Origin of the sequence: Klebsiella sp. KP20-425-1 (assembly GCF_025813515.1) — a bacterium.
Taxonomy (GTDB): Bacteria; Pseudomonadota; Gammaproteobacteria; order Enterobacterales; family Enterobacteriaceae; genus Klebsiella; species Klebsiella pneumoniae.
Genome location: NZ_CP109614.1, coordinates 3,953,548 through 3,970,051, shown reverse-complemented (window position 1 = coordinate 3,970,051; position 16,504 = coordinate 3,953,548). Strand labels below are relative to the sequence as shown.

Here is a 16,504-nt window from a genome sequence, read left to right as displayed (position 1 = left end):
CGAGCTAAAGTCATCTACAGCGGAGCGTTGTTACACCATGATGGACAACCTACGCACGGCCGCCAACAGCGTCGTGCTCAAGATTATTTTCGGTATCATTATCGTCTCGTTCATTTTGACCGGGGTGAGTGGTTACCTGATTGGCGGTGGCAAAAACTATGCCGCAAAAGTGAATGGCCAGGAGATTGGCCGTGGGCAGTTTGAAAACGCCGTCGCCAGCGAACGTAACCGTATGCAGCAGCAGCTTGGCGATCAATTCTCCGAGCTGGCGGCGAACGAAAACTACATGAAAACCATGCGCCAGCAGGTGCTGAACCGCCTGATCGATGAGTCGCTTCTGGATCAGTATGCCCGCGAGCTGGGCCTCAGCATCAGCGATGAGCAGGTGAAGCAGGCGATCTTCCAGACCCAGGCGTTCCAGACGAACGGTAAGTTCGACAACCAGCGTTTCAGCGGTATTGTCGCCCAGATGGGGATGACCACCGATCAGTACGCCCAGGCGCTGCGTAACCAGCTGACCACGCAGCAGCTGATTAACGCCATTGCGGGTACCGACTTCATGCTGCCGGGCGAGTCCGATCAGCTGGCGGCGCTGGTATCTCAACAGCGGGTGGTCCGCGAAGCGACCATCAACGTAAATGCCCTGGCGGCAAAACAGACCGCCAGCGATGAGGAAATCAACGCCTTCTGGCAGCAGAATCAGGCCCGTTTTATGGCGCCGGAGCAGTTCCGCGTCAGCTACATCAAAATGGATGCCGCCAGCATGCAGGAGAGCGCCTCTGACGAAGAGATTCAGTCATGGTACGACCAGCACAAGGATCAGTTCACTCAGCCGCAGCGCAACCGCTACAGCGTGATTCAGACCAAAACTGAAGCCGATGCGAAAGCGGTACTGGCCGAGCTGCAAAAAGGAGCGGACTTCGCCACGCTGGCGAAAGAAAAATCGACCGATATTATCTCTGCCCGCAACGGTGGCGATATGGGGTGGATGGAAGATGCCTCTACCGTGCCTGAGCTGAAAGATGCCGGGCTGAAAGAGAAAGGCCAGCTGTCTGGCGTGATCAAATCCTCGGTTGGCTTCCTGGTAGCTCGTCTGGACGACGTCCAGCCGGCGCAGGTGAAGCCGCTGGCTGACGTGCGTAATGACATTGCGGCGAAAGTGAAGCAGGAAAAAGCGTTGGATGCTTACTACGCGCTGCAGCAGAAGGTGAGCGATGCGGCCAGCAACGATAATGAATCGCTGGCGAGCGCAGCGCAGGTCGCCGGGCTGAAGGTCGTAGAAACCGGCTGGTTTGGCCGCGATAACCTGCCGGAGGAGCTGAACTTTAAACCGGTCGCTGACGCTATTTTCAACGGCGGTCTGGTGGGTGAGAACGGCGCGCCGGGCAGCAACTCCGATATCATTACCGTTGACGGCGATCGCGCTTTTGTTCTGCGCATTAGCGAACACAAAGCCGAGGCGGTGAAGCCGCTTGCCGAAGTGAAGGCACAGGTTAGCGATATCGTTAAGCACAATAAAGCGGAACAGCAGGCGAAACTGGAGGCCGACAAGCTGCTGGCGGCGCTGAAAGACGGCAAAGGCGATGAAGCGATGAAGGCGGCTGGCCTGAGCTTTGGCGCGCCGCAGACGCTTTCTCGTACCGGCCAGGATCCGCTGAGCCAGCTGGCATTTACCCTGCCGCTGCCGCAGCAGGGTAAACCGGTCTACGGCGTGGGCAGCAATATGCAAGGCGATGTGGTGCTGGTAGCGCTGGATGAGGTGAAAGCCGGCAGCATGCCGGAAGAGCAGAAGAAGGCCATGGTTCAGGGGATCACCCAGAACAATGCCCAAATCGCTTTCGAAGCGCTGATGAGCAACCTGCGCAAGGCGGCGAAAATTAAGCTCGGCGACAGCATCGACCAGCAGCAGTAATTTCGCGTCGTCTCGCAAAAATGAGCAACACGATGTAATCCTCAAGGGCCGCTTTCGCGGCCCTTTCCATTTCTGTGATTTGCCTTTTGTCGACCATCCGCACTGACGCTATCGTGACCTTGCTGTCTACACACAAGGAGATATCAGCATGAAATATGGAATAAAAGCACTGATGGCCGCGGGCGTTCTGGTTTTTGCGGTAGGGGTACAGGGGGCGCTGGCGGCACCCGCCAGCGGCAAAGCGGCGGTGAATAAAGAAAATGTGCAGGCGTCCTCTTCGGCGAAGGCGGAAGCGGTGCCCGGCGAGGCTGACAACGGGGCGACAAAGGTCAGCATTAACCGCGCCAGCGCCGAACAGCTGGCGCAGGCGTTAAATGGCGTAGGATTGAAAAAAGCCCAGGCTATTGTCAGCTACCGCGAAGAGTACGGGCCGTTCAAAACCCTCGATGATCTGAAGCAGGTCCCGGGAATGGGGAGCGCGTTGGTGGAGCGCAATTTAGCCCATCTGACGCTGTAAATTTTATGCCAGACCTTGCACAGCGGTGATTTTTTGCCAGGATAAAGAGGTTGCATCAAGTGGTGTGACCTCTTACCTCATAAACAACAATAACAGAAAGGCATTAATGCTATGCAGACACAAATTAAAGTTCGCGGCTATCATCTGGACGTCTACCAGCATGTGAACAACGCTCGCTACCTGGAGTTCCTTGAGGAAGCCCGCTGGGACGGCCTGGAAAACAGCCCCGCGTTTCAGTGGATGATGGAGAAAAACATCGCCTTCGTGGTGGTGAATATCAATATTAACTATCGTCGTCCGGCGGTACTGGGCGATGTGCTGACGGTGAGCAGCAAACTGGAGCAACTCAACGGCAAAAGCGGCACCCTAAGCCAGGTGGTCACCCTCAACCCCAATGGCGAAGTAGTGGCCGATGCGCTGATTACCTTCGTTTGTATCGATTTGAAAACCCAGAAGGCGCTGCCGCTGGAAGGGGAATTGCGTGCAAAACTTGACCAGATGAACCTGCGCTGACAACCGTCGTGCGAGTGGCGGGCCCACGGCAGGTGATGAACCCGTAGCCCCGGTAAGCATCGCGCCACCGGGGAATTTGAGCCAAAGTTCCGGTAAATCGATCCCCGGAGATTATGCCTGCGCCAGTCCGGTTTTTTGCTGCATCACCGCCATTACCCCGACCTTGTCCGCCAGATACTGGTTGAGTCCGTTTGCGCGCAGGTTACAGGCGGCGCACTGGCCGCAGCCATCGCCCTTAATGCCGTTGTAGCAGGTGAGGGTTTCCCGGCGCACCAGATCCAGCTGACCCCAGTAGTCGGCGAGCGCCCAGGTCTCGGCTTTATTCAGCCACATCAGCGGCGTCTCAAAGCGAATGTCTTTCGCCATCCCCAGGCTGACGGCGTGGTGCAGCGCTTTGACAAACTCATCGCGGCAGTCCGGGTAGCCGGAGAAGTCGGTCTCGCACACGCCGGTGATGATGGCTTCGGCTTTTACCTGATAGGCGTAGATTGCCGTCAGGGTTAAAAACAGAATATTACGCCCGGGGACAAAGGTGTTGGGAATGCCCTCGGCATCAGGCTGATAGTCCGGTACCGGAATGTTATCGCGGGTCAGGCTGCTGACTGCCAGTTCGTTGAGCAGAGTGACGTCCAGCACTTTATGCGCGACGGCGCCCAGTTTCAGGGCGAGTTCGCGCGCAACGTCGATTTCCGCGCGGTGGCGTTGGCCATAATCAAAAGTGACGCAATGCACTTCATCATACTGTTGCAGAGCCTGCACCAGACAGGTGGTTGAATCTTGTCCTCCGCTGAAGACAACTACGGCGCGTTTCATGGCAATTCCTGACTAAATGAATAAAGGCGATATGGTAGCGCCAGACGCCCTCCATCACCAGCTCTCTCACGTCGACGAGGCCGGCAGCCAGGCGCTGGCGAAGTCGAACCAGCCCCGGGCGTTGAGGCGCAGACCATTGACCCCCGGTGGCGCGCTGATCCGATAGTTATACTTGAACAGCGGCGTCATGATGGCGTCTTCCATCAGGCTGTTAAATACGTTGCGCAGCGCATCGTTGCGGCTGCGAGCGTCGGGCTGAGACTGCACCGCGTCTAATGTCGCCTGCAGATGAGCATATTGCGCCCCGGTCAGCAAATTAGGCCACAGCATATCGCAGCGCAGCCACTGTTCCAGGGCGTACTCCGGCGCTTCGCCGATCAGACGGTCGCCCATCATCAGGTCGGCCTGCCCCAGATGCTGGCAGCCTTCCCAGTTTTTAGCGTCGTGAAACAGGAGCGTCAGCTCGCAGCCCAGCAGAGCCAGACGTTGCCTCAGCTGTTCGGCCATCGCATGTAGCTCGACCGGCAGATGATAGAGCAGGGTGAGCCTGGCCGGCAGCGGTACCGCGTTGTTTGCCGGTCCCTGCGGGATGGACCATCCCGGCAGCACCTCATGGCTTGGCGTAATCAGATCCTCCTCCAGCGGCAGCGTATCCAGTAGCGACGAGTGATGGATTATCGACACCAGCCGCTGGGCCTGCGCTTTGCTAAGCCGAGGGCTGTGGCGCAGGGTCAAATAGCAGAAGCCAAGGCTGATACGGTTGCTGACCTGACGCAGATTATGCAGCTCTTCGCGATCGCCGATGGTGATCTGCACCGGATGGCGGCAGCTGGTGCCGAGATCGCGGTCAAAGAGCTGAGGAGTGATCCAGTACTCCACCGCCTGGATCAGCGGATGCTGCAAGTGGTAGCGGGGATGGTTTTCCAGGCGGACGAGTTCCGGACTAAACCGCTTCAGGCGGAACGGTCCGCAGCCAATGGCCGGATCGTCGGGATGCGCCAGCACGCTGCAGTAGCTGGCGAGGCGGAACGGCAGCCAGTAGTCAGGGCGATGCAGGGTTATTGTTAAACACTGGGCATGGGTGACATCGATACGGCTGATGCTGGCGAAGAGGGTCCGCAAGGCGGGCAGCTCAAGCAGCAGCAGTAACCGCTGTCGCAACTGCGCGGTTTCCACCGTATCGCCATTGTGCCAGCACAGCGTGGAGCGGATATAAAAATGCCAGCGCAGGCCGTCCGGGGAGACCTGCCAGTGGTGCGCCAGATCGCCGATCGGCATATTGTCGCCTTCGTCGAAGCGCGTCAGCCCGGCATAGATTTGTCCGGCCAGATGCTGTTCGGCGCGGCCGGGGAGAAAGCCGGGACGCAGCGGCTCCAGCGGGCGATAGTAAGGAATACGCAGCGTGGGGGTATTGTTTTGCCACTGACCGCCGAGGAAGGGATGGAGCAGGGCTTTCAGCTCCACCGGGGCAAGCTGCGCCAGCTCCAGCGCGGTTTGCTGCTGACCGTTGTTCAGCGCCTGCTCCATCATCTCGTTGCGCAGACTTTCCGGGGTTTTGTGAAATGAGAGCTGTCCGCGTTTGCCGCGCCCGGAGCTGGCCTGCCAGCTTAGCCACCCGGCCTCCTGCGCCTGACGCAGCAGAGTACGGACGTGGCGCTCGCTGCAAAAACAGCGCTCCGCCAGTTCGCCGACGGTGACCTGCTGCGGCGCCCCGGCTGAGGGCTGCCATAGGCGCTGGTATTGATTTAAACGGTGTAAGAGTCGCATGGGGGCCGTCGTCCACCGGGCCGCTGTAAACCCGGAACAATTAATAATATCTATTCACTATTACTTCCGTATATCCCAGGAGATACTGCAACACAAGCGAAGCCCATCACACATCGGGGAATATACCATGGCAAAACTGGCGGCATTTGATATGGACGGCACCCTGCTGATGCCGGACCATCGTCTTGGAGAAAAGACGCTTTCCGCGCTGAAACGGCTGCGTGAGCGCGACATCACCTTGACCTTCGCCACCGGCCGCCATGTGCTGGAGATGCACCATGTGATTGGCGAATTTTCCCTTGATGCATTTCTGATCACCGGCAACGGGACGCGCATCCATTCGCTGGAAGGGGAGGAGCTTTATCGCCAGGATCTCGCTCCCGAAGCGGCGGAAGCGGTGCTGCACGGCAAATGGGATACCCAGGCCAGCATGCACGTCTTTAACGATGGCGGCTGGTTCACCGGCCAGGCAAGGCCTGAATTGTTGCAAGCGCATGTATTCAGCGGCTTTCACTATCAACTGTGCGATCTGAAGCGTATGTCGGCGCAGCATGTCACCAAGATCTGTTTCTGCGGCGATCATGACGATTTGCGCCGTCTGCGGATCCAGCTGAATGAGACGCTGGGCGATCGCGCATTTCTCTGCTTCTCGGCAATGGACTGTCTGGAGGTGCTGCCGGTTGGCTGCAATAAAGGCGCGGCGCTGGCGGTGCTCAGCCAGCATTTAGGCTTCACCCTGCAGGAGTGCATGGCCTTCGGCGATGCGATGAACGACCGCGAGATGCTGGGCAGCGTTGGGCGGGGGTTCATCATGGGCAACGCGATGCCGCAGCTGAAAGCCGAGCTGCCGCATCTGCCGGTAATTGGCGACTGCCGGAATCAGGCAGTCTCCCATTTTTTAACTCATTGGCTGGATAATCCTGATCTTCCTTATTCCCCCGAATAGAGAGACCCTTCCAGCAAGCCAGATAGGCTTCTATCTGGCTTTTTTTATCGCCTTTCGACCAGACCGGCGATCTCCGCCTGCCAGGGCGCAATATCGCCGATATTGTCCGCCACCCACTGCGGGTTGTAATAGCTTTCCAGGTAACGCTCGCCGCTGTCGCACAGGAGTGTCACTATCGAGCCGGTGCGACCTTCTTCGCGCATCCGCGCGGCCAGCTGCAATACGCCCCACATATTGGTGCCGGTCGAGGCGCCGACCTTGCGCCCAAGCTGCGTTTCCAGCCACAGGGCGGTGGCTACGCTCGCCGCATCCGGCACGCGCAGCATCTCATCGACAACGTCGGGAATAAACGACGGCTCGACGCGCGGCCGTCCTATGCCTTCAATTTTGCTGCCGACCGGGCTGCGCAGGCTGGCGTCGCGGGTCTGCCAGTAATCGAGGAACACCGAATTCTGCGGATCAACGACCATCAGCTGCGTCTCGTAGCCCTGGCTGCGAATATAGCGGCCAATGGTCGCTGAGGTGCCGCCGGTGCCGGCGCTCATGACGATCCATGACGGCTGCGGGTGCGGCTCATGGCTCATCTGGCGGAAAATACTGTCGGCGATATTGTTGTTGCCGCGCCAGTCGGTGGCCCGCTCGGCGAAGGTAAACTGATCCATATAATGGCCGTTCAGCTCGCGGGCCAGCGTTTCGGAAGCCGCGTAGATTTCGCCGGCGCTCTGCACAAAATGACAGCGTCCGCCGTAGAACTCGATCTGTTCGATTTTGCGCTTGGCGGTGCAGGAGGGCATCACAGCGATAAACGGCAGCCCCAGCAGGCGGGCGAAATAGGCCTCCGAAACGGCGGTTGACCCTGAGGAGGACTCTATAATTGGCGTGCCTTCTTTGATCCAGCCGTTGCACAAGCCATAGAGAAACAGCGACCGCGCCAGGCGATGCTTCAGGCTGCCGGTGGGGTGGGTGCTTTCATCTTTCAGATACAGGTGGATGCCCGGAAAAGCGGGCAGCGGCAGACGGATCAGGTGCGTGTCGGCGGAGCGCTGATAGTCAGCGTTGATTTCGCTAATGGCATGTTTAACCCAGGCGCTATTCATCGTGATTTCCTGTTTGTCATTTTGTGCCTAGCTTAGCGGAAAGCGCAGGAAAATTTGTTGCCATTTAACCTGTGGATTACCATTATGAGAGCAAAATTTTCTCTGAGGATGCCCAATGCTAGATAAAATTGACCGTAAGCTGCTGGCGCTACTGCAGGAAGATTGCACCCTCTCTTTGCAGGCGCTGGCCGATGCCGTTAATCTGACCACCACGCCCTGCTGGAAACGCCTGAAACGGCTCGAAGACGAGGGTATTCTCCGCGGGCGCGTCGCCCTGTTGGACGCGGAAAAGGTGGGGCTGGGGCTGACGGCGTTCGTCCTGATCAAGACTCAGCATCATAGCAGCGACTGGTACTGTCAGTTCGTGAGCGAAGTGACGCAGATGGCGGAAGTGCTCGGCTTCTGGCGGATGGCGGGGGAGTATGACTACCTGCTACGGGTGCAGGTGGCTGATATGAAACGCTATGACGACTTTTATAAACGTTTAGTGAACAGTGTGCCTGGTCTGTCGGATGTCACTTCGAGTTTTGCCATGGAACAGATAAAATATACCACCGCCTTGCCTGTCGAATAACGGTATTGCGCCGTAACCCATTACAAAATCAGGATTTTATTGCTTGCGATTATTTGCTCAACTCAGCTGGTACTTCCGCCGGGAGTGGCGCCGCTATCTTGGCGCAATTGCCCTGCTGGTCATTATTGCCGTCCTGCAGCTTATTCCACCGAAGGTGGTGGGCATTGTGGTCGACGGCGTGACGCAACAGCATTACACCGCGGAGAAGGTGTGGATGTGGATCGGCGCGCTGGTGCTGATCGCGGTGATGGTCTACCTGCTGCGCTATGTCTGGCGCGTGCTGTTGTTCGGCGCTTCTTACCAGTTGGCGGTTGAGCTGCGGGAAGATTTTTACCGGCAACTGAGCCGCCAGCATCCGGCGTTCTATTTGCGCCATCGCACTGGGGATCTTATCGCCCGCGCCACCAATGACGTGGACCGGGTGGTGTTTGCCGCTGGCGAAGGAGTATTAACCCTCGTGGATTCCCTGGTGATGGGCTGTGCGGTATTGATTGTAATGTCGACGCAGATTAGCTGGCAGCTTACTCTGCTGGCGCTGCTGCCGATGCCGCTGATGGCCCTGGCGATCAAACGTAACGGCGATGCGCTTCACGAACGTTTTCGCGTTGCTCAGGCGGCCTTTTCCAGCCTCAACGATCGCACGCAGGAGAGCCTGACCAGCATCCGCATGATTAAGGCGTTTGGGCTGGAGGATCGCCAGTCGGCGCAGTTTGCTGCCGATGCTGCCGATACCGGCGCGAAAAACATGCGCGTGGCGCGCATTGACGCCCGCTTCGACCCCACCATCTATATCGCCATCGGGGCCGCTAACCTGCTGGCCATCGGCGGCGGCAGCTGGATGGTGATCCACGGCAGCCTGACCCTGGGCCAGCTGACCAGCTTCGTGATGTATCTTGGCCTGATGATCTGGCCGATGCTGGCGCTGGCGTGGATGTTTAACATCGTGGAGCGCGGTAGCGCGGCCTATGGTCGTATCCGCACGATGCTTGAAGAGGCGCCGGCGGTGGATGACGGGACCGAGGCGGTGCCGGCAGGCCGCGGCGTCCTGCAGGTTGCTATCCGCGATTTCATCTATCCGCAGGCGAGCAAACCTTCGCTGGAGCAGGTAAATTTTACTCTCCAGCCGGGGCAAATGCTGGGCATCTGCGGGCCGACGGGCGCTGGCAAAAGCACCATTCTGGCGCTGCTGCAGCGCCATTTTGACGTCACTCACGGCGAGATCCGCTTTCACGATCTGCCGCTGCCGATTCTGCAGCTCGACAGCTGGCGCGCCCGGTTGGCGGTGGTCAATCAGACGCCATTTTTATTCTCCGATACCGTCGCCAATAATATCGCGCTGGGAAAACCGGACGCGACGCAGGCGCAGATTGAGCGGGTTGCTCAACTGGCCAGCGTGCATGACGACATTCTGCGTCTGCCTCAGGGCTACGAGACCGAAGTGGGCGAGCGCGGCGTGATGCTCTCCGGCGGCCAGAAACAGCGCATCTCTATTGCTCGCGCCCTGCTGCTGGAGGCCGAAATTTTGATCCTCGACGATGCCTTATCGGCGGTGGATGGCCGCACCGAGCACCAGATCCTGCATAACCTGCGCCAGTGGGGGGAGGGGCGGACGGTCATTATCAGCGCCCACCGCCTGTCGGCGCTCACCGAGGCCAGTGAAATTTTGGTACTGCAGCATGGGCATATTGCCCAGCGAGGCCGCCACGAGGCGCTGGCCGTGCAGCCCGGCTGGTACCGCGACATGTATCGATATCAGCAGCTGGAGGCCGCGCTCGACGAGGTTCCGCAGACGCAAGAGGAGGCCCTGGATGCGTAGCTTTACCGAACTCTGGCCGACGCTTAAACGCCTGCTGGCCTATGGTTCACCGTGGCGCAAGCCGTTGGCCATCGCGGTGGCGATGATGTGGATTGCGGCGGCGGCGGAAGTGAGCGGCCCGCTGCTTATCAGCTATTTCATCGACAACATGGTGGCGAAACATACGCTGCCGCTGAAGCTGGTGGCCGGCCTGGCGGTAGCCTATATCGGCCTGCAGCTGCTGGCGGCGCTCCTGCACTATAACCAGTCGCTGCTGTTTAACCGCGCCGCGGTCGGCGTCGTCCAGCAGTTGCGCAGCGACGTGATGGATGCCGCCCTGCATCAGCCGCTCAGCGAGTTTGATACCCAGCCGGTTGGGCAGCTTATCTCACGGGTAACCAACGATACGGAAGTCATTCGCGATCTGTACGTGACGGTGGTGGCTACGGTACTGCGCAGCGCCGCGCTGATCGGCGCGATGCTGGTGGCGATGTTTAGCCTCGACTGGCGGATGGCGCTGGTGGCGATCGCGATTTTCCCGGCGGTGCTGATCGTGATGATTATCTATCAGCGCTATAGCACGCCGATCGTGCGGCGGGTGCGCGCCTGGCTTGCCGACATCAACGATGGCTTCAACGAAGTGATCAACGGCATGGGCGTCATCCAGCAGTTCCGCCAGCAGGCGCGCTTTGGCGAACGGATGCGCGAGGCCAGCTATGCCCACTATCTGGCGCGGATGCAGACGCTGCGCCTGGACGGTTTTCTGCTGCGCCCGCTGCTGAGCCTTTTTTCCTCGCTGGTGCTGTGCGGGCTGCTGATGCTGTTCGGCTTTAGCGCGGTGGGCACGATCGAGGTCGGGGTCCTGTACGCGTTTATCAGCTATCTTGGACGCCTTAACGAGCCGCTTATCGAGCTGACCACCCAGCAGTCGATGCTGCAGCAGGCGGTGGTCGCCGGCGAGCGCGTTTTCGAGCTGATGGATCGCCCGCGCCAGGCGTGGGGTACGGATGACGCGCCGCTGAGCAGCGGTCGGGTGGAAATTGACCATCTCTCCTTTGCTTACCGGGGGGACCGTCTGGTTCTCCAGGATATCACGCTGGATATTCCCTCCCGCAGCTTCGTGGCGCTGGTCGGACATACCGGCAGCGGAAAAAGTACCCTCGCCAGTCTGATGATGGGCTATTACCCGTTAACCCACGGCGAGATCCGCATCGATGGTCGACCGCTCGCATCCCTCAGCCACAGCGCGTTGCGTCGGGGCATCGCGATGGTGCAACAGGATCCCGTAGTGCTGGCGGATACCTTCTACGCCAACGTCGCGCTGGGCCGGGACATCAGTGAGGCGCAGGTTTGGGAAGCGCTGGAGGCGGTGCAGCTGGCGGCGGTGGCGCGCAGCATGAGCGATGGGCTGTACACCCAACTGGGCGAGCAGGGCAATAATCTCTCCGTCGGGCAGAAGCAGCTGCTGGCGCTGGCGCGCGTGCTGGTGGACACCCCGCAGGTACTGATTCTGGATGAGGCGACGGCAAACATCGACTCCGGTACCGAGCAGGCGATCCAGCAGGCGCTGACGAAGGTCCGCCAGCATACCACCCTCGTGGTTATTGCCCATCGGCTGTCGACCATTGTGGAGGCCGATACCATCCTGGTTCTGCATCGAGGTCAGGCTGTCGAGCGGGGCACCCATCAGCAGCTGCTGGCGGCGAAAGGCCGCTACTGGCAGATGTATCAGCTGCAGCTGGCCGGCGAAGAGCTGGCGGCCAGCGCCAGAGAGGAGTCGCTCAGCGCCTGATGCACCACCAGCAGGCAGGGAACGCTGGGCGGCCTGCCATGGTGCAAAAACGTTACATCAAATGCACTGTTGTGGTGCATTTTTGCGCGCCAGGCGCCGTTGCGCAGGATATTGCCTGACCTGTCCCCTGTTTTTTGCCATCAAAGGGCCGCTTTGCGGCCTTTTTTCATTTCTGGCATAGCCCTTGCTTTATATCCATCGTGTTAGCTGCGGCCATTACCGAATACTGACTGGAGGGGACTTATGAAGCTGGTTACCGTGGTAATCAAACCATTCAAACTGGAAGACGTGCGTGAAGCTTTGTCTTCCATCGGCATTCAGGGCCTGACGGTCACTGAAGTCAAAGGATTTGGCCGTCAGAAAGGTCACGCGGAGCTCTACCGCGGCGCCGAGTATAGCGTCAACTTTCTGCCAAAAGTGAAGATTGATGTGGCGATTGCCGACGATCAGCTGGATGAAGTCATCGATGTCATCAGCAAAGCGGCTTACACCGGAAAAATTGGCGACGGCAAAATTTTCGTCGCTGAATTGCAGCGCGTCATTCGCATCCGTACCGGCGAAGCTGACGAAGCGGCACTGTAATTTCCAGACCACACAGTGATGGGGAACGAAACAATGAAAATGGCAACAATGAAATCGGGTCTGGGGGCATTAGCCCTTCTGCCGGGGCTGGCGATGGCCGCGCCTGCGGTGGCGGACAAAGCCGATAACGCGTTTATGATGATTTGCACCGCGCTGGTTCTGTTTATGACTATCCCGGGGATTGCGCTGTTTTACGGCGGCCTGATCCGCGGTAAGAACGTTCTGTCCATGCTGACTCAGGTGATTGTCACCTTTGGCCTGGTCTGCGTATTGTGGGTGATTTATGGCTATACCCTGGCCTTCGGCACCGGCGGCAGCTTCTTCGGCAGCTTTGACTGGGTGATGCTGAAAAATATTGAGCTGAAAGCGCTGATGGGCACCTTCTATCAGTATATCCACGTGGCCTTCCAGGGCTCGTTCGCCTGCATCACCGTCGGGCTGATTGTCGGGGCGCTGGCGGAACGTATTCGTTTCTCCGCGGTACTGATCTTCGTGGTGGTGTGGATGACACTCTCCTACGTGCCGATTGCGCATATGGTTTGGGGCGGCGGTCTGCTGGCGACCCATGGCGCGCTGGACTTCGCCGGCGGCACCGTTGTGCACATCAACGCCGCGGTCGCCGGGCTGGTGGGCGCCTATATGATGGGCAAACGCGTGGGCTTCGGCAAAGAAGCGTTCAAACCGCATAACCTGCCGATGGTGTTCACTGGCACCGCTATCCTCTACGTGGGCTGGTTCGGCTTCAACGCCGGCTCTGCCAGCGCAGCGAATGAAATTGCGGCCCTGGCGTTCGTTAACACCGTCGTGGCGACCGCTGCGGCTATCCTGGCGTGGACCTTTGGCGAATGGGCTCTGCGCGGCAAACCTTCACTGCTGGGCGCCTGCTCCGGGGCAATTGCCGGTCTGGTTGGCGTTACGCCGGCGTGTGGTTATATCGGTGTCGGCGGGGCGCTGATCGTCGGTATCGCCTCTGGCCTGGCGGGTATCTGGGGCGTGACTGCGCTGAAACGCTGGCTGCGTGTGGATGATCCTTGCGACGTCTTCGGCGTTCACGGCGTCTGCGGCATCGTCGGCTGTATCCTGACTGGTATCTTCGCGGCGACTTCTCTGGGCGGCGTCGGTTATGCGGAAGGCGTCACCATGGGCCATCAACTGCTGGTGCAACTGGAAAGTATCGCCATCACCGTGGTCTGGTCCGGCGTTGTGGCGTTCATCGGCTACAAAGTGGCGGATATGACCGTCGGGCTGCGCGTGCCGGAAGAGCAGGAGCGCGAAGGGCTGGACGTCAACAGCCATGGCGAAAACGCCTATAACGCCTGATAAAAAAGCCATTCTCTCCTGATAGCGAAAAGCCTCCCGTCCGGGAGGCTTTTTTTATGCGTTGCGGTTGCGCATCACCCCTTCCTGAACCGTTGAGGCAACCAGCGTGCCATCCTGGGTGTAGAATTCGCCGCGAACGAAGCCGCGGGCGCTGGAGGCCGAGGTGCTTTCGACGCTATAAAGCAGCCATTCATTAATATTAAACGGCCGGTGGAACCACATAGAGTGGTCGATGGTGGCGACCTGCATGCCGGGCTCAAGGAAACCAACGCCGTGCGGCTGCAGCGCCACCGGCAGGAAGTTAAAGTCTGAAGCATAGCCCAGCAGATACTGATGAATACGCAGATCGTCAGGGACGGCGCCGTTGGCGCGCAGCCAGACCTGGCGCACCGGTTCGGCGATATGGCCTTTCATTGGGTTATGAAACTCCACCGGACGGATCTCCAGCGGTTTATCGCAGAGGAATTTGTCTTTCACCTGCGGCGGCAGGAGATGCGCCAGCTTGCGAGCGATATCGGTTTCCGAAGGCAGGCCGTCAGGGGAGGGGGCGGCCGGCATTGCTTTCTGATGCTCATAGCCATTCTCTGGCGCCTGGAAGGAGGCGGTCATATAGAAAATCGGCTTCCCGTTCTGGATGGCGGCTACCCGACGGGCGCTGAAGCTGTTGCCGTCGCGCAGCACCTCCACATCGTAAACGATCGGCTTCTGGCTATCGCCGGGGCGAAGAAAGTAGCTGTGAAACGAATGAACCAGACGCTCAACGGGCACGGTCTCTTTTGCCGCATACAGCGCCTGACCCACTACCTGGCCGCCAAAAACCTGACGTAACCCCAGGTCTTCGCTCTGCCCGCGAAACAACCCTTCCTCAATTTTTTCCAGATCTAATAATGCCAGCAGGTTAGAGAGTGCCTGACTCATACTTATCCTCAATTAACAATAGCGGCGCAGCGCGCGTAATGTGGCCAAGTATAACCTGGAATCGCAAGTGGTCCGATGGGTGTAATAATCTGAATAACGACCAGTTAACAGGAACAAATCTGAGATCTGTGCCACACTTATTGACGACACGAAAGTTCCTGCCGGCGAAGCGGCGGAACATCCTCCTGGGTATTAAGGGATGATAAGGAGAACATCATGAAATTTGCCTATATGTTTAGTGCCTTAGCCGTCGCCGCGACGCTGACCGCCTGTGCTAATCACCACTCGAACAATTCTTCGACGCAGGCGGCCGCGCCCGACCCTTACGGTATCGCGACGCTGAGCGTGGCGCAGCAGCAGCCGAGCGTCACGGGGACGATTAATATCCGCCAGAGAATCGCTTTACCGCCGGATGCGGTACTGACGGTGACCCTGTCGGATGCTTCTCTGGCAGATGCGCCAGCCCGCGTATTGTCGCAAAAAGCGGTGCGTACCGAAGGCAAACAGGCGCCATTTAACTTTGCGCTGCCTTACAACCCGGCAGATATTCAACCGAACGCTCGCATTCTGCTAAGCGCGGCGATCACGGTTAACGGCCAGTTGATGTTTATTACCGATACCGTGCAGACGGTAATAAACCAGGGCGGCACTCATGCCGACCTGACGCTGGTTCCGGTCCAGCAGACCGCCGTTCCTGTCGCCCAGTAAGCTCGCTACGCCCCCGGATGGGGGCTTTTTTTTGCCTTCAATAAACCCAGCGATAATGCTGGAGATCGATATGGCCGCTGCCGGAGACCTGCACACCCTCCGCCAGCAGCGCCTGACGCTGCCGCTGTAGATCGGGGCCGGTGAGGGAGATATCGCCATGGCGATTGACCACCCGATGCCATGGCAGGGTGGACCCTTTCGGCAGGCGCTTCAATACGCCGCCCACCTGGCGCGCCGCGCGCGGTGAACCAGCCAGCCGGGCGACCTCGCCGTAGGTCGTGACATACCCTTCCGGTATCGACGCCACGATGTGCCAGACGCGTTGGGGAAATGTGTCGTGCGGAGCCATTTTCTGTCCTGTTACCGGCAAAACGTCAGCATAAGCGCTAAGCCAGGAGCTGTACAGCCGGCCTGGGTCAGGCGGCCTGTTCGACGGTGAACGTCAGAGCGAGGCCGAGGATCTGCATGCCATGGACATTGTCGGAGGCTGAGCTGGCGATGAGACTTTCAAGAAATTTCAACCGCTGCGAAGTGGCGTTGATGATCAGCCTCGCGCGCAGGCCCGGCATGGTTAACGACGAGATAGGGTACACCACCCGACCGCTGATATAGACCGGCAGCTTGCGTAGCTCCACCTGGCGCAGCACGCCGACGGTGGAATAGAGCAGCGCCAGCGGCGTAACCGCCCGCACCGGCGCGGGACTGATGGTCGCGAAGTCGAGCATTTTTTCAGGACGCAGGTAGTTTACGCCCTGAAAGGCGATAGTCATCCCTTCAATAGCAGGTAAAGGCAGAGTGATGGTCTGTGGTGATGAGTCAGTCATTCGATTACCGTCGAGACAATGTACTGGTGATAAAAGAGGACGAAGAGGATAAGTATGGTGGACAACCCGGATGTGTGCTGAGCGCGGGCTCGCAATCTCACAGGCTGACCGTGAGTGGCTGGTTTTATTCGCGTTATTGCGCAATAAACCAGCAGGCGGACGGTGTGAGCTTGCAATTCACCAGGTCAGCAGGGATAATGCGCCAGCGCGTTAGGCAACTAACGCTCTCAATGGGGGCTCTGTTGGTTCTCCCGCAACGCTACTCTGTTTACCAGGTCAGGTCCGGAAGGAAGCAGCCAGAGCAGACGACGTGTGTGCCGGGATGTAGCTGGCAGGGCCCCCACCCATTTCTCCCGCCTGGTGTTTCCCTTATATTTGTCCGGTTTTTACTCCTGCAATAATTAATTTCTGATAAAGATCGCATAT

Annotated in this window: 16 protein-coding genes and 1 other RNA gene; 11 read left to right on the top strand and 6 right to left on the bottom strand. The window is 58.8% G+C overall.

The features are described 5' to 3' along the window. Window positions 1-37 precede the first annotated feature (37 nt). From ppiD to OHJ17_RS19495, 3 genes are all read left to right on the top strand, one after another. Window positions 38-1,912 (top strand): peptidylprolyl isomerase, encoded by a 1,875-nt coding sequence (gene ppiD, locus OHJ17_RS19505; protein WP_004177252.1) that lies wholly within the window; start codon window positions 38-40, stop codon window positions 1,910-1,912. A gap of 148 nt (window positions 1,913-2,060) precedes the next feature. Next, the gene (locus OHJ17_RS19500; RefSeq protein ID WP_004191677.1) at window positions 2,061-2,429 is read left to right on the top strand and encodes a helix-hairpin-helix domain-containing protein; all 369 of its coding nucleotides are present in this window, start codon (window positions 2,061-2,063) and stop codon (window positions 2,427-2,429) included. A gap of 111 nt (window positions 2,430-2,540) precedes the next feature. Then, the gene (locus OHJ17_RS19495) at window positions 2,541-2,942 is read left to right on the top strand and encodes a YbgC/FadM family acyl-CoA thioesterase (protein WP_002891860.1); all 402 of its coding nucleotides are present in this window, start codon (window positions 2,541-2,543) and stop codon (window positions 2,940-2,942) included. Between the two features lie 111 nt (window positions 2,943-3,053). Here OHJ17_RS19495 and queC read toward each other — a convergent pair whose 3' ends face one another. Then, entirely contained in the window at window positions 3,054-3,755 is a 702-nt protein-coding gene (gene queC, locus OHJ17_RS19490; protein ID WP_002891863.1) for a 7-cyano-7-deazaguanine synthase QueC, read from the bottom strand. Between the two features lie 66 nt (window positions 3,756-3,821). Further along, the gene (locus tag OHJ17_RS19485; protein WP_004177251.1) at window positions 3,822-5,522 is read right to left on the bottom strand and encodes an SgrR family transcriptional regulator; all 1,701 of its coding nucleotides are present in this window, start codon (window positions 5,520-5,522) and stop codon (window positions 3,822-3,824) included. A 127-nt stretch (window positions 5,523-5,649) separates the two neighbouring features. Here OHJ17_RS19485 and cof point away from each other — a divergent pair, with 127 nt between their 5' ends. Continuing rightward, window positions 5,650-6,468 (top strand): HMP-PP phosphatase, encoded by an 819-nt coding sequence (cof, locus tag OHJ17_RS19480; protein WP_004151335.1) that lies wholly within the window; start codon window positions 5,650-5,652, stop codon window positions 6,466-6,468. 44 nt (window positions 6,469-6,512) lie between these two features. Here the strand turns inward: cof and OHJ17_RS19475 are convergent, their stop codons facing one another. Continuing rightward, window positions 6,513-7,565 carry a PLP-dependent cysteine synthase family protein gene (locus tag OHJ17_RS19475; protein WP_002891871.1) on the bottom strand — a complete coding sequence of 351 codons (1,053 nt, stop codon included), beginning with the start codon at window positions 7,563-7,565 and terminating at the stop codon, window positions 6,513-6,515. A gap of 115 nt (window positions 7,566-7,680) precedes the next feature. Between OHJ17_RS19475 and OHJ17_RS19470 the strand changes: the two genes are divergently transcribed. The 5 genes from OHJ17_RS19470 (at window position 7,681) to amtB (ending at window position 13,628) form a co-directional block, all read left to right on the top strand. Beyond that, entirely contained in the window at window positions 7,681-8,139 is a 459-nt protein-coding gene (locus OHJ17_RS19470) for an Lrp/AsnC family transcriptional regulator (protein WP_002891873.1), read from the top strand. Between the two features lie 43 nt (window positions 8,140-8,182). After that, window positions 8,183-9,955: a SmdA family multidrug ABC transporter permease/ATP-binding protein gene (locus tag OHJ17_RS19465; RefSeq protein WP_004147344.1), complete on the top strand. Its 1,773-nt coding sequence runs from the start codon at window positions 8,183-8,185 to the stop codon at window positions 9,953-9,955. Beyond that, entirely contained in the window at window positions 9,948-11,726 is a 1,779-nt protein-coding gene (locus OHJ17_RS19460) for a SmdB family multidrug efflux ABC transporter permease/ATP-binding protein (protein ID WP_004223030.1), read from the top strand. Before OHJ17_RS19465 ends, OHJ17_RS19460 begins: the two co-directional genes overlap by 8 nt. A gap of 243 nt (window positions 11,727-11,969) precedes the next feature. Continuing rightward, window positions 11,970-12,308, top strand: coding sequence for a P-II family nitrogen regulator (gene glnK, locus OHJ17_RS19455; protein ID WP_002891893.1), 339 nt, complete (start codon window positions 11,970-11,972; stop codon window positions 12,306-12,308). 33 nt (window positions 12,309-12,341) lie between these two features. Then, window positions 12,342-13,628, top strand: a complete 1,287-nt coding sequence (gene amtB / locus OHJ17_RS19450; protein WP_004152876.1) for an ammonium transporter AmtB — start codon at window positions 12,342-12,344, stop codon at window positions 13,626-13,628. 54 nt (window positions 13,629-13,682) lie between these two features. Here amtB and tesB read toward each other — a convergent pair whose 3' ends face one another. Next, window positions 13,683-14,546: an acyl-CoA thioesterase II gene (gene tesB, locus OHJ17_RS19445; RefSeq protein WP_002891899.1), complete on the bottom strand. Its 864-nt coding sequence runs from the start codon at window positions 14,544-14,546 to the stop codon at window positions 13,683-13,685. 216 nt (window positions 14,547-14,762) lie between these two features. Between tesB and OHJ17_RS19440 the strand changes: the two genes are divergently transcribed. Further along, a complete protein-coding gene (locus OHJ17_RS19440; RefSeq protein ID WP_002891903.1) occupies window positions 14,763-15,254 on the top strand; it encodes a YbaY family lipoprotein in 492 nt (163 codons plus the stop codon). 37 nt (window positions 15,255-15,291) lie between these two features. Here OHJ17_RS19440 and OHJ17_RS19435 read toward each other — a convergent pair whose 3' ends face one another. Beyond that, window positions 15,292-15,603 (bottom strand): MGMT family protein, encoded by a 312-nt coding sequence (locus OHJ17_RS19435; RefSeq protein WP_004893850.1) that lies wholly within the window; start codon window positions 15,601-15,603, stop codon window positions 15,292-15,294. A gap of 67 nt (window positions 15,604-15,670) precedes the next feature. Continuing rightward, complete coding sequence (locus OHJ17_RS19430; protein WP_004178755.1) at window positions 15,671-16,078, bottom strand: dTDP-glucose pyrophosphorylase; 408 nt, start codon at window positions 16,076-16,078, stop codon at window positions 15,671-15,673. A 240-nt stretch (window positions 16,079-16,318) separates the two neighbouring features. Here OHJ17_RS19430 and ffs point away from each other — a divergent pair. Next, window positions 16,319-16,415: signal recognition particle sRNA small type (gene ffs, locus OHJ17_RS19425), an RNA gene on the top strand. Window positions 16,416-16,504: the final 89 nt, after the last annotated feature.

Coding starts and splice junctions, on each gene's coding strand:
- ppiD (WP_004177252.1), top strand. CDS start 38: ATGATGGACAACCTACGCACGGCCGCCAACAGCGTCGTGCTCAAGATT.
- OHJ17_RS19500 (WP_004191677.1), top strand. CDS start 2,061: ATGAAATATGGAATAAAAGCACTGATGGCCGCGGGCGTTCTGGTTTTT.
- OHJ17_RS19495 (WP_002891860.1), top strand. CDS start 2,541: ATGCAGACACAAATTAAAGTTCGCGGCTATCATCTGGACGTCTACCAG.
- queC (WP_002891863.1), bottom strand. CDS start 3,755: ATGAAACGCGCCGTAGTTGTCTTCAGCGGAGGACAAGATTCAACCACC.
- OHJ17_RS19485 (WP_004177251.1), bottom strand. CDS start 5,522: ATGCGACTCTTACACCGTTTAAATCAATACCAGCGCCTATGGCAGCCC.
- cof (WP_004151335.1), top strand. CDS start 5,650: ATGGCAAAACTGGCGGCATTTGATATGGACGGCACCCTGCTGATGCCG.
- OHJ17_RS19475 (WP_002891871.1), bottom strand. CDS start 7,565: ATGAATAGCGCCTGGGTTAAACATGCCATTAGCGAAATCAACGCTGAC.
- OHJ17_RS19470 (WP_002891873.1), top strand. CDS start 7,681: ATGCTAGATAAAATTGACCGTAAGCTGCTGGCGCTACTGCAGGAAGAT.
- OHJ17_RS19460 (WP_004223030.1), top strand. CDS start 9,948: ATGCGTAGCTTTACCGAACTCTGGCCGACGCTTAAACGCCTGCTGGCC.
- glnK (WP_002891893.1), top strand. CDS start 11,970: ATGAAGCTGGTTACCGTGGTAATCAAACCATTCAAACTGGAAGACGTG.
- amtB (WP_004152876.1), top strand. CDS start 12,342: ATGAAAATGGCAACAATGAAATCGGGTCTGGGGGCATTAGCCCTTCTG.
- tesB (WP_002891899.1), bottom strand. CDS start 14,546: ATGAGTCAGGCACTCTCTAACCTGCTGGCATTATTAGATCTGGAAAAA.
- OHJ17_RS19440 (WP_002891903.1), top strand. CDS start 14,763: ATGAAATTTGCCTATATGTTTAGTGCCTTAGCCGTCGCCGCGACGCTG.
- OHJ17_RS19435 (WP_004893850.1), bottom strand. CDS start 15,603: ATGGCTCCGCACGACACATTTCCCCAACGCGTCTGGCACATCGTGGCG.
- OHJ17_RS19430 (WP_004178755.1), bottom strand. CDS start 16,078: ATGACTGACTCATCACCACAGACCATCACTCTGCCTTTACCTGCTATT.